The following is a 12,197-nucleotide window of genomic DNA, read 5'->3' on the forward strand; positions in this document are numbered from 1 at the left end:
CGTAAACGAAAAGACGGATTGACGTTCATGATAGACAGTAGAATAATGAAAAAAGGTATTTTACACTTAGACTTGTACAAAACATTCATTACTAATAGGCCGAAAACAGATGCGTAATTTGTTTTCGGCTTGTATTATATTAATTTGCAAAAGCTCTACTCAGCACTAATCGACAAAAAGATTAGCTGATAAGTATGGTTCTGACTACAGCTATGTTGCGTTTTTTTTCAGATGTGAGAAGAATTCATGTAGAGTGGTAAACTCTTCCTCTTGTAAGGATTTTTCATTCTAAAATAAAAATTTTTTGACTATTGTAAATAATGATATAAAATAGAAGTAGTATTTATATCATTCCATATTATACAAGGAGGCGAACGAATGAGTGGGGAAGTAAAAGTTTGGTATAAGCATTATCCTTCAGAGATTCCTACTTCACTAGATTTTGAGGAAAAAGCCCTTCATTTATTTCTACAAGATTCAGCAGAAAATCACCCAAATTTGAAAGCGCTTCACTTTATGGGTAAAGAAATGTCATTTCAAGAGGTTTATTACCAGTCGAAAAAAGTCGCAAGTTATTTACAATCACTAGGGATTCAAAAAGGCGATCGTGTAGCAATTATGCTACCAAATAGCCCGCAATCTGTAATTGCTTACTATGGTGCCTTAATGGCAGGTGCTATTGTTGTTCAAACAAATCCTTTATACACAGAGAGAGAATTAGAGTACCAAATGAAAGACTCTGGTTCTAAAGTCATCGTATGTCTAGACATTTTATATAAACGTGTTATGGGTGTGAAGAAAGACACAGATCTACAGCATATTATTGTTACAGGAATTAAAGACTATTTGCCATTTCCTAAGAACATCCTTTATCCAATTGTTCAAAAACGAGAGTATGGAAAGTTCGAAAAAGCAAAGCATGGTGGAAATGTACATGTTTGGGTAAATATGATGAATGAAGCAAGCGGGAATGTAAAGGGAGTAGAAATTGATCCAAAAGAAGACTTAGCATTGCTTCAATATACTGGTGGAACAACTGGATATCCGAAAGGTGTTATGTTGACTCATTATAACTTAGTAGCGAATACAAAAATGAGCGAAGCATGGATGTATAAAGCCAAGAAAGGAAAAGAGGTTACATTAGGTATCTTACCATTCTTTCATGTATATGGTATGACTGCAGTCATGAATCTAAGTATTAGTACTGCTAACAAAATGGTTCTCATTCCTAAGTTTGATGTCGAAGAGGTATTAAAAGCAATTGATAAACAGAAACCAACCTTATTCCCTGGTGCACCTACAATTTATGTTGGTCTACTAAATCACCCTAAAATTAAAGAATATGACTTATCTTCTGTAGAGGCATGCATTAGTGGCTCAGCTCCACTTCCAGTTGAGGTGCAAGAGCAATTTGAAAAAGTAACAGGTGGAAAACTAGTAGAAGGCTATGGTTTATCTGAATCATCTCCTGTTACACATGCAAACTTCTTATGGGATAAGCGAGTGAGTGGAAGTATTGGGGTACCGTGGCCCAATACAGATGCGAAAATTTTCAAAGAAGGGTTGAAGGAAGAAGCGGAGCAAGGAGAAATCGGAGAATTAGCTGTTAAAGGTCCTCAAGTAATGAAAGGCTATTGGAATAAGCCAGAAGAAACAGAAAAAGTCTTAAAAGATGGCTGGCTCTTTACAGGCGATATGGGATACATGGATGAAGAGGGCTTCTTTTATGTGGTGGATCGTAAAAAGGATATGATTATTGCAGGTGGATATAATATATATCCAAGGGAAGTCGAGGAAATTCTTTATGAACATGAAGATGTACAGGAAGCAGTTGTTGCAGGTATTCCCGATGCCTATCGTGGAGAAACGGTTAAAGCCTATATCGTATTAAAAGAAGGAAAATCGTTGTCAGAAAAAGAACTGGATGCATTCTGTAGAAAAAATTTAGCTGCTTACAAGGTACCTCGTATTTATGAATTTAGAAAGGAATTACCGAAAACAGCTGTAGGAAAAATATTACGTAGAAAGCTTGTGGATGAAGAAAAAGAAAAGCTACAAAAAGAACAAACAATATAATAACGTGTTAAAAACGAATACGTACCGAACAAACATGTCTTGTCTGATTCGCTTACTATGGTTTTATTCTTTGTATTCAAATGGTAAGGTTAGTAAAATAGAGATAACATTTCCTTTGGATTTGCTTGACAGATTAATTTGTTCCTTTTAAAATAAGATGTAATGAATGACTATTCATTCATTATTATGAATAATAGAAGCCGCCTTAATTAAATCAACTAGAGATAGCAACGATCAATACAACTTCTTAAGGCGGTTATGCTTATCTCGTAAGGAGCAAAAGATGAAAAAGAATAGACCAAAGTATAAACAAATTATTGATGCAGCTGTAGAAGTGATTGCAGAAAACGGGTATCATGCTTCCCAGGTATCAAAAATTGCAAAAAAAGCGGGAGTAGCAGATGGTACCATCTATCTTTACTTTAAAAACAAAGAAGACATTCTTGTTTCCATGTTTGAAGAAAAAATGGGACAGTTTATTGAGATTATTAAAGAGGAAATAGCTACGAAAAGCAATGCGAATGAAAAGCTTTATACCTTAATTGAAATGCATTTTACACAATTAGCACAAGACCACCATTTAGCCATTGTGACACAGCTGGAACTAAGACAGTCCAACAAAGAATTACGTCTAAAAATCAACCGTGTATTAAGAGGGTATATGGAGATTGTAGACTCTATATTACAGGAAGGTATGGAAGAAGGCGTATTTTATAAAGAAATGAATAGTAAACTTATTAGACAAATGATTTTTGGTACACTTGATGAAGTAGTAACAAACTGGGTAATGAAGGAACAGAAATACGATTTAGTATCACAAGTCAGCGATGTACATCACTTTATTATCCATGGTTTAAAAAATAAATAAATACTTATTTTCAAAGGGGAGTGGGGATTTGGAAAAGGTTCAACTACAGGTTCAAGAACATATTGCAGTCGTTACTTTTAATAGTCCGCCAGCCAATGCTTTATCTACTAATCTTCTAAAAGAACTTTCGACAACGCTAGATACTATTGAAAAGGATAAAAAGATAAAAGCCGTAGTATTTCAAGGGGAAGGGAAGTTCTTTTCTGCTGGTGCAGATATAAAGGAATTTACATCATTGCAAAACGGTGATGATTATGCAGCGCTGGCTCAAGGTGGCCAAAAATTGTTTGATCGAATCGAAAAATTCCACATTCCAGTAATTGCATCGATTCATGGAGCTGCATTAGGTGGTGGCCTTGAGCTTGCCATGTCCTGTCATATTCGCATCGTTACAAAAACAGCAAAGCTCGGTCTTCCTGAATTAACACTTGGTATTATTCCTGGTTTTGCTGGAACACAACGTTTACCAAGATATGTTGGGCAAGCAAAAGCATATGAAATGATTTTAACAGGAACACCAATTAGTGGGGAAGAAGCAGTTCGCTATCGCTTGGCAAATTATGCTGTTGAGGAAGAGGAATTGTCCTCATTTACTATGAAACTAGCAAGCAATATCGTGGACAAAAGTGGTCCGTCCATCCAAGCGGTTATGGAACTCATACCATTTACTCATACTACTCAGTTCCAAGTAGGAGTAGAGGAAGAAGCTAAGAAATTTGGTTCCATCTTCGGTACAGAAGATGCAAAAGAGGGAATTACCGCTTTTGTTGAAAAAAGAAAGCCAAATTTTAAAGATAAATAGACTTTTAGGGAGGCATACACAATGAACATTTTTGTATTAATGAAGAGAACGTTTGATACAGAAGAAAAGATTGTCATTGAAGATGGACGTATAGAGGATGAAGGGGCAGAATTTATCATTAATCCATATGATGAATATGCAATTGAAGAGGCAATCCAGGTTCGTGATGAGCATGGAGGCGAGGTAACAGTTGTTACAATTGGCGGAGAAGAAGGAGAAAAGCAGCTACGTACTGCGTTAGCAATGGGTGCAGATAAGGCTGTTCTTATTAATACAGAGGATGATTTGGAAGAAAGTGATCAATATTCAACAGCGAAAATTTTAGAGGCTTATTTTGAGGATAAAGATTATGACTTGATATTAGCTGGGAATGTAGCGATAGATCAAGCAAGTGGTCAAGTAGGTCCTAGACTAGCGGAATTATTAAATATCCCTTATGTTACGACAATTACAGATTTGAAAATTGATGGGGAGACAGTAAAAATCGAGCGTGATGTTGAAGGGGATGTGGAAAAAGTAGAAACGACTCTACCTCTACTTGTAACATGTCAACAAGGTTTAAACGAACCTCGTTATCCATCTTTACCTGGGATTATGAAAGCGAAGAAAAAGCCTCTAGAAGAATTAGAGCTAGATGATTTAGATATTGATGAAGATGATGTGGAACCAAAAACAAAAACGATTGAAGTTTATCTTCCACCTGAGAAGTCAGCTGGAAAAGTATTAGAGGGTGAATTAGATGAACAAGTAAGTGAACTAGTTTCCTTACTTCGCAACGAGGCAAAGGTATTGTAGGAAAAATGGAAACGAAGATAAATGATACAGCTATGGAAAGGGGAAAAGACAATGAGCAGAAAAGTGCTTGTGTTCGGAGAAGTTCGTGACGGTGAACTACGTAATGTCTCATTTGAGGCTATTGCAGCTGGAAAATGTATAAGTGAAGGTGGAGAAGTTGTCGCAGCCATTTTTAGTGATGGTAATTTAGAAAGCGCTGCCCAACAGTTAATTCATTATGGAGCAGATCGTGTCCTTATAGTCGAAAATGCCCAACTAAAAAACTATACATCAGAGGGCTATGCGCAAGCAGCATTGGCAGTTATAGAAGATGAAGAGCCAGAAGGAATTGTAATGGGTCATACAGCAGCGGGTAAAGACTTGACTCCAAAACTTGCAAGTAAATTAGAAAGCGGTTTAATTTCCGATGTAACGGACATTGAAGTTACTGGTGGAAATGTTGTTTTCACGAGACCAATATACTCTGGTAAAGCATTCGAAAAGAAAATTGTTACAGATGGCTTACTATTTGTGACAATTCGTCCAAATAACATTGCGGCACTTGAAGCTGATACTTCAAGAAGTGGTGATGTAACAAAGAAAGAAGTAGAAATTAAAGATTTACGTACGGTGATTAAAGATATTTTACGTAAAACAACAGATGGGGTAGATCTTTCAGAAGCGAAAGTAGTTGTAGCAGGCGGTCGTGGTGTGAAAAGTGCGGATGGATTTAAGCCTCTACAAGAACTTGCGGATGTATTAGGTGGAGCAGTTGGTGCTTCACGCGGGGCGTGTGATGCGGATTATTGTGATTACTCTTTACAAATTGGTCAAACTGGTAAAGTTGTAACACCTGACCTTTATATAGCATGTGGAATTTCTGGAGCTATTCAGCACTTAGCGGGAATGTCCAATTCTAAAGTAATTGTTGCCATTAACAAAGATCCTGAAGCAAACATCTTCAACGTAGCGGATTATGGGATTGTCGGAGATTTGTTTGATGTTGTTCCGAAACTGACAGAGGAAATTAAAAAATTAAAGGTAAATGCATAACATGGATAAGGCAATCTTTAGAGAGATTGCCTTATTTGATGCTGCAAATACGAAGTATAGCACAACGTAAGTAAGTAACTTGAGGAACAAAACGAGTTGAAAGTATGTTTCCCTTTTGAACGGGGAAACTAGTTACCAAACAAACTATTGGAATAAACTTCTTTCATGATGTTATACTTATCAAGAAATAAATATTGATTGTTTAGGAGGAATATATAATGGCAATTGTAAATGCGACAGATCAAAGCTTTAACGAAGAAACTTCAAATGGACTAGTACTAGCAGATTTTTGGGCTACTTGGTGTGGACCTTGTAAAATGATTGCTCCTGTACTTGAGGAATTAGACAGTGAAATGGCTGATAAAGTAAAAATCGTAAAACTTGATGTAGATGAAAATCAAGAAACAGCTCAAAAGTTTGGTGTTATGAGTATCCCTACATTACTTCTTTTCAAAGATGGCGAAGTAGTGGATCAAGTAATTGGTTACCAACCAAAAGAAGCTTTAACAGAATTAGTTAATAAACATGCTTAATACGTTCATTTAAGTAAAATATATAATATAATTTCTACTGTTCCCTTGTCTATTCAACATGACAAGGGATTTTATTTTTATTATGATGGTGATAGGGAGGTGAATTCCTTGAATAAAAGAATACAAGAAAAGCTTGCAGTATTGCCTGATCAACCCGGATGTTATTTAATGAAGAATAAACAAGGTGAAGTTATTTATGTCGGGAAATCAAAAGCTTTAAAAAATAGAGTTCGGTCGTATTTTACTGGGGCACATGATGCGAAAACAACCCGGTTAGTACAAGAAATTGATTTTTTTGACTACATTGTCACCTCTTCCGAAATGGAAGCATTAATACTCGAAATGAATTTAATCAAAAAATACGATCCAAAATATAATATTTTACTTCGAGATGATAAGAGCTATCCCTATATTAAAATTACTGCAGAAAAGCACCCACGCTTAATTATTACAAGGAAAGTGAAGAGGGATAAGGGGAAGTATTTTGGTCCTTATCCGAACGTTTATGCTGCTAGGGAAACGAAGAAATTATTGGATCGCCTTTATCCGTTGCGTAAATGTAATACGATGCCGGACCGAGTCTGTCTGTATTATCATATTCATCAATGCTTAGGTCCCTGTGAACACCATGTAACACAAGAAACGAATGATGAAATCGTGCAAAATATTACAAAGTTTCTAAGTGGTGGACATAAAGAAATTAAAAAGGATCTTCAAAGTAAAATGGAGCAGGCTGCGGAAACGTTAGATTTCGAACGGGCAAAGGAATATCGTGATTTAATTCAACATATTGAATCCATTATGGAAAAACAGAAAATGACCTTAAATGATGAAATCGATAGAGATATATTTGGTTATGCCTATGATAAAGGTTGGATGTGTGTTCAAGTCTTCTTTATTAGACAAGGGAAGCTAATTGAGCGGGATGTTTCTATATTTCCGTTTTTTGATGATCCGGATGAAACGTTTTTAACTTTTATCGGTCGTTTTTACATTCACCAAAATCACCCAAAGCCTAAAGAAATTTTAGTCCCATTAGCTACAAATAAAGACTTGTTAAATGAGCTTTTAAATACACCTGTTAAGATCCCGATGCGAGGAAGAAAAAAAGAATTAGTGGAGTTAGCTAAGAAAAATGCAAAAATTGCCTTAAAAGAAAAGTTTTCTATAATCGAGCAGGATGAAGAACGAACGATTAAAGCGGTTGAAGGATTAGGAGAGGCACTTCATATTGAAACACCTCACCGTATTGAAGCATTTGATAATTCAAATATTCAAGGTACTGACCCTGTATCTGCAATGGTCGTTTTTATTGATGGGAGACCAAATAAAAAGGAATATCGCAAATATAAAATTAGAGATGTAGTTGGTCCTGACGATTATGAAACGATGAGAGAGGTAATTCGGAGAAGATACAAAAGAGTACTTAAAGAAGGGTTGCCTCTCCCTGATTTAATTTTAGTTGATGGAGGAAAAGGTCAGATGAGTGCAGCTCTTGAAGTACTGGAGGATGAGCTCGGCTTAGATATTCCTTTATGTGGTTTAGCTAAAGATGATAAGCATCGAACGAGCGAGCTTTTATACGGAGTTCCTCCACAAATGGTCCCTCTTGATCGTAAGTCTCAACCCTTTTATTTAATTCAACGTATACAGGATGAGGTCCATCGCTTTGCCATTTCATTTCATCGTCAAGTAAGAGGGAAAAACACCTTTAAATCTATTCTAGATGATATTGAGGGTGTAGGTACGAAGCGGAAGCGACTTTTACTAAGGCACTTTAAGTCATTAGACGATATAAAAAAAGCTAGTATCAATGATTTTCAACAGCTTGGGATTCCACAACCAGTCGCGGAAAATATATTATCTGTATTAAATGGAGTGGATGATGAAACAGGTAATCCAAATCAAACAGACGAATAGGAAATAAAACAGAAGCAGCCATGAGTAAATTTCTCTGATGGCTGCTTCTGTTTATATGGAAGGAATACAATAAAAAAGAATACAATCTTGCCGTTTTTTTGCTTCATCAAGACATTCGTATGTTTCTTTATGAATTTGAGATAATTGTTCAGCTAAAAATCCTGCTTCTAATCGATACGTCACATTTTCTTTGTACGTAAAGCGCTCTGTAATTAAGGCGCTTGAAAGTTGAAAGGTATATTCCCCTTTTTTCACTTTTATACATTCTAAATTCCCAAAGCCAGCATTTTCAAAAAACGCTAAAATCTCATCAATAGTAGAGAGAGGGAACCTTCTAGCTAAGCTTTTCCCCATATAATATTGAATAAAGGACGAATCTTCACCAAGTAGATCAGGTAGTGATATATGTCTAAGTATTTCATATCCTAATGAAGGTAATTGAAGACTTTTTAGCTTATCATTATCGTTAATTGAATATTCTTTTGCCATGTAGAATCATCCTTTCCCCTCTCTTATTATCGTTTTGTTTTATTACCATTGCAATACATTCTTTAATTTGGAAAATACGATTCAATAGCTTTAGTGGAAGAAATTAGTTGTCCATACATTAACTGGATACTTCCATATTTTCTATAGGTACAATAAGTAGAATAGGAATATTTTATTGTCTAGATTTCTTGACGCTTATTCAGGGGAGGGGTACAATATTACATGTTATGAAATATTTTGATTTATTAGGCGAGAAGGGGGATTTTTCCAAATTGCTGTCTGTACATAGCTAGAAGGGGTATGTACAAAGGAACATAATTTAGTCCGAATTGGAACTAAGTTTGTTTTGTTTTTTTGGAAAATAAAGCGCTTTTATGAAGAAACTATTCACATCAATTGAGGGGGGTCAAAATGGCGAATAACCGTGAATTTTTTAATCGCAGATTACATTCATTACTTGGAGTAATCCCAGTTGGAATCTTTTTAATTCAGCATTTAGTAGTTAACCAATTTGCTCGCGGGGGTGCTGAATCTTTTAACAAAGCAGCAGCATTCATGGAGCATTTACCTTTTAGGTATTTTCTTGAAATATTTGTAATATTCCTTCCGCTATTATTCCATGCCATTTACGGTGTTTATATTGCATTTACTGCTAAAAACAACGTAGCAAGATATGGATATTTTCGTAACTGGATGTTTTTCATCCAACGTGTAACAGGAATTATTACATTAATTTTCGTAGTATGGCATGTATGGGAAACTCGACTCGCTAACCTATTTTATGGTACAGAAGTTAATTTTGATATGATGAATACCATTCTTTCGGAACCATTTATGTTCTGGTTCTATGTTGTTGGTGTAGTATCTGCTATTTTCCACTTTGCGAATGGTTTATGGTCATTCTGTGTGAGCTGGGGACTAACCGTTACTCCTCGTTCACAGAAGGTAGTTACATATGTAACGATTTTAATTTTCTTAGGTTTATCTTATGTAGGTGTTTCAACTCTATTCGCATTTGTTAGTTAATTAAATTTATATTTACTAGATTTGAGGGAGTGAAATTGATGAGTAATCGAAAGATTGTTGTTGTTGGTGGTGGATTGGCCGGCCTAATGGCAACTATTAAAGCAGCAGAAGCAGGCGTTCATGTTGATCTACTTTCACTAGTCCCTGTTAAACGCTCCCACTCTGTATGTGCTCAAGGTGGTATTAATGGTGCGGTAAATACAAAAGGAGAAGGCGATTCTCCAATGATTCACTTTGATGATACAATTTATGGTGGGGATTTCTTAGCGAACCAGGCACCTGTTAAAGCAATGTGTGAGGCAGCTCCTGGTATTATTAACATGTTCGACCGTATGGGTGTTATGTTTAACCGTACTCCAGAAGGTCTTTTAGATTTCCGACGTTTTGGTGGAACACAGCATCATAGAACAGCCTTTGCTGGTGCAACTACTGGTCAACAGCTGTTATATGCATGTGATGAACAAGTTCGACGTCACGAAGTGAACGGTCTTGTAACCAAATATGAAGGCTGGGAATTTTTATCTGCTATTGTTGATGATGAGGGAGTAGGTCGTGGTGTTATCGCCCAAAACTTAAACTCTCATGAAATTAGAGCTTTTACTGCTGATGCGGTTATTTTAGCAACAGGTGGTCCTGGTATCATCTTTGGTAAATCTACTAACTCTGTTATTAATACTGGTTCTGCAGCATCTGCTTTATATCAACAAGGGGCAAAATATGCAAATGGTGAGTTTATTCAAATCCATCCAACTGCGATTCCTGGTGATGATAAGCTTCGTTTAATGAGTGAATCCGCACGTGGTGAAGGTGGACGTGTTTGGACATATAAAGATGGTAAGCCATGGTACTTCTTAGAGGAAAAATATCCGGCTTATGGAAATCTCGTGCCTCGTGATATTGCAACACGTGAAATTTTTGATGTGTGCGTAAATCAAAAGCTTGGTATTAATGGAGAAAACATGGTATATCTTGACCTTTCACACAAAGATGCGAAAGAACTAGATATTAAACTTGGTGGTATTATCGAAATCTATGAAAAATTCGTAGGTGAAGATCCACGTAAAGTACCAATGAAGATTTTCCCTGCAGTTCACTATTCAATGGGTGGATTATGGGTTGATATTAATCAAATGACAAATATTCCTGGTATTTTTGCTGCTGGTGAATGTGATTATTCACAACATGGTGCGAACCGACTTGGAGCAAACTCTTTACTATCATCTATTTATGGCGGTATGGTTGCTGGACCAAATGCAGTTAACTATATCGATGGATTAGAAAAGACTACAGAAGATTTATCATCTTCTTTTGTTGATGCTTTAGTAAAAGAGGAAGAAGCGAAGTTCGATAAAATTATGGGGATGGATGGTACAGAAAACGCCTACCAAATCCATAAAGAGCTTGGCGAATGGATGACAGATAACGTAACGGTAGTTCGTGAGAATAAGAAGTTGTTGCAAACAGATGAAAAAATTCAAGAGCTTATGGAGCGCTTTGAAAATATCAACATTAATGATACATCTCGTTGGAGTAACCAATCTGCTATGTTTACGCGTCAATTGCAAAACATGCTTCAACTTGCGCGAGTTATTACAATTGGTGCATACAATCGTAACGAGAGCCGTGGTGCTCATTATAAGCCAGAATTTCCGGAACGTAACGATGAGGAATGGCTAAAAACGACTATTGCAGAATATGATGCGGAAAATAATGCACCAAAATTCTCTTATGAAGAAGTAGATACTTCCTTTATCGAACCACGTAAGAGGGACTATACAACAAAACATTAATTAAGGGGGATTAGGAACCATGAGTGAATCTAAAACGATAACGTTCATTATTACTCGACAAGATAGCCCCGATTCTAAACCTTATGATGAGGAATTTAAGATTCCATATCGCCCAAATATGAATGTTATTTCTGCGTTAATGGAAATTAGAAGAAACCCGGTGAATGCAAAAGGTGAAAACACAACACCTGTATTCTGGGAAATGGGTTGTCTAGAAGAAGTTTGTGGAGCGTGCTCCATGGTTATTAATGGAAAACCAAGACAGGCTTGTTCTTCTATTGTAGATCAATTAGAACAACCAGTACGATTAGCACCAATGACTACGTTCCCTGTTATGCGTGACTTGGCTGTAGATCGTAGTCGTATGTTTGATTCATTGAAGAAAGTTAAAGCTTGGGTACCAATCGATGGAACGTATGATTTAGGTCCTGGACCACGTATGGCTGAAAGTAAGCGTCAATGGGCATATGAGCTTTCTAAATGTATGACGTGTGGTGTTTGTTTAGAAGCTTGTCCTAACGTAAACAGTAATTCGAACTTTATTGGTCCTGCACCGTTATCTCAAGTTCGTTTGTTCAACTCTCATCCAACTGGTGCGTTCCATAAAGCAGAACGAATGGAAACCATTATGGGAGACGGAGGACTTGCAAATTGTGGTAATTCCCAAAACTGTGTACAGTCTTGCCCGAAAGGAATTCCATTGACTACATCCATTGCAGCTCTTAATAGAGAAGCAACAGTGCAGTCCTTTAAGAGTTTTTTTGGTAGCGATTATAACAACTAAGCTAAAATTACTTAAAGAGCCTCTTCTAAGGAGAGGCTCTTTTTTCATAGTAAAGTATGAATAAACGTAAAGTTTAATCCAT

11 protein-coding genes are annotated in these 12,197 nt (G+C 36.4%); 10 read left to right on the forward strand and 1 reads right to left on the reverse strand.

Annotated features, from left to right (window positions below; all coding sequences use genetic code 11):
- Positions 1–378: 378 nt before the first annotated feature.
- The 7 genes from C1A05_RS03640 to uvrC all read left to right on the forward strand — a co-directional run bounded on the left by C1A05_RS03640 (position 379) and on the right by uvrC (position 8,026).
- A complete protein-coding gene (locus C1A05_RS03640; protein WP_102026836.1) occupies positions 379–2,076 on the forward strand; it encodes a long-chain-fatty-acid--CoA ligase in 1,698 nt (565 codons plus the stop codon).
- A 283-nt stretch (positions 2,077–2,359) separates the two neighbouring features.
- Positions 2,360–2,944, forward strand: coding sequence for a TetR/AcrR family transcriptional regulator (locus C1A05_RS03645; protein ID WP_102026837.1), 585 nt, complete (start codon positions 2,360–2,362; stop codon positions 2,942–2,944).
- 28 nt (positions 2,945–2,972) lie between these two features.
- Complete coding sequence (locus C1A05_RS03650) at positions 2,973–3,746, forward strand: enoyl-CoA hydratase (RefSeq protein WP_102026838.1); 774 nt, start codon at positions 2,973–2,975, stop codon at positions 3,744–3,746.
- A 21-nt stretch (positions 3,747–3,767) separates the two neighbouring features.
- Positions 3,768–4,541, forward strand: a complete 774-nt coding sequence (locus C1A05_RS03655) for an electron transfer flavoprotein subunit beta/FixA family protein (protein WP_102026839.1) — start codon at positions 3,768–3,770, stop codon at positions 4,539–4,541.
- Positions 4,542–4,592: 51 nt separating this feature from the next.
- Complete coding sequence (locus C1A05_RS03660) at positions 4,593–5,573, forward strand: electron transfer flavoprotein subunit alpha/FixB family protein (protein WP_102026840.1); 981 nt, start codon at positions 4,593–4,595, stop codon at positions 5,571–5,573.
- 218 nt (positions 5,574–5,791) lie between these two features.
- A complete protein-coding gene (gene trxA / locus C1A05_RS03665) occupies positions 5,792–6,106 on the forward strand; it encodes a thioredoxin (protein ID WP_102026841.1) in 315 nt (104 codons plus the stop codon).
- A 108-nt stretch (positions 6,107–6,214) separates the two neighbouring features.
- Positions 6,215–8,026: an excinuclease ABC subunit UvrC gene (gene uvrC / locus C1A05_RS03670; protein ID WP_102026842.1), complete on the forward strand. Its 1,812-nt coding sequence runs from the start codon at positions 6,215–6,217 to the stop codon at positions 8,024–8,026.
- A gap of 51 nt (positions 8,027–8,077) precedes the next feature.
- On the opposite strand, the gene C1A05_RS03675 is transcribed toward uvrC, so the two are convergent.
- A complete protein-coding gene (locus C1A05_RS03675; protein ID WP_102026843.1) occupies positions 8,078–8,515 on the reverse strand; it encodes a YslB family protein in 438 nt (145 codons plus the stop codon).
- A 411-nt stretch (positions 8,516–8,926) separates the two neighbouring features.
- Here C1A05_RS03675 and C1A05_RS03680 point away from each other — a divergent pair, with 411 nt between their 5' ends.
- The 3 genes from C1A05_RS03680 to sdhB are packed head-to-tail and all read left to right on the forward strand — an operon-like array spanning position 8,927 to position 12,115.
- On the forward strand, positions 8,927–9,541 hold the full coding sequence (locus C1A05_RS03680) for a succinate dehydrogenase cytochrome b558 subunit (RefSeq protein WP_102026844.1): 615 nt from the start codon (positions 8,927–8,929) through the stop codon (positions 9,539–9,541).
- Positions 9,542–9,579: 38 nt separating this feature from the next.
- Positions 9,580–11,331 (forward strand): succinate dehydrogenase flavoprotein subunit, encoded by a 1,752-nt coding sequence (sdhA, locus tag C1A05_RS03685; RefSeq protein ID WP_102026845.1) that lies wholly within the window; start codon positions 9,580–9,582, stop codon positions 11,329–11,331.
- A 19-nt stretch (positions 11,332–11,350) separates the two neighbouring features.
- Positions 11,351–12,115: a succinate dehydrogenase iron-sulfur subunit gene (sdhB, locus tag C1A05_RS03690; protein ID WP_102026846.1), complete on the forward strand. Its 765-nt coding sequence runs from the start codon at positions 11,351–11,353 to the stop codon at positions 12,113–12,115.
- The last annotated feature ends 82 nt before the right edge of the window (positions 12,116–12,197 follow it).

Origin of the sequence: Salirhabdus sp. Marseille-P4669 (genome assembly GCF_900240405.1) — a bacterium.
Classification (GTDB): Bacteria; Bacillota; Bacilli; order Bacillales; family Alkalibacillaceae; genus OEQK01.

Excerpts from the sequence above, each read along its gene's own strand:
- C1A05_RS03640 (WP_102026836.1), top strand. The coding sequence starts at position 379 with ATGAGTGGGGAAGTAAAAGTTTGGTATAAGCATTATCCTTCAGAGATT.
- C1A05_RS03645 (WP_102026837.1), top strand. The coding sequence starts at position 2,360 with ATGAAAAAGAATAGACCAAAGTATAAACAAATTATTGATGCAGCTGTA.
- C1A05_RS03655 (WP_102026839.1), top strand. The coding sequence starts at position 3,768 with ATGAACATTTTTGTATTAATGAAGAGAACGTTTGATACAGAAGAAAAG.
- C1A05_RS03660 (WP_102026840.1), top strand. The coding sequence starts at position 4,593 with ATGAGCAGAAAAGTGCTTGTGTTCGGAGAAGTTCGTGACGGTGAACTA.
- trxA (WP_102026841.1), top strand. The coding sequence starts at position 5,792 with ATGGCAATTGTAAATGCGACAGATCAAAGCTTTAACGAAGAAACTTCA.
- C1A05_RS03675 (WP_102026843.1), bottom strand. The coding sequence starts at position 8,515 with ATGGCAAAAGAATATTCAATTAACGATAATGATAAGCTAAAAAGTCTT.
- C1A05_RS03680 (WP_102026844.1), top strand. The coding sequence starts at position 8,927 with ATGGCGAATAACCGTGAATTTTTTAATCGCAGATTACATTCATTACTT.
- sdhA (WP_102026845.1), top strand. The coding sequence starts at position 9,580 with ATGAGTAATCGAAAGATTGTTGTTGTTGGTGGTGGATTGGCCGGCCTA.
- sdhB (WP_102026846.1), top strand. The coding sequence starts at position 11,351 with ATGAGTGAATCTAAAACGATAACGTTCATTATTACTCGACAAGATAGC.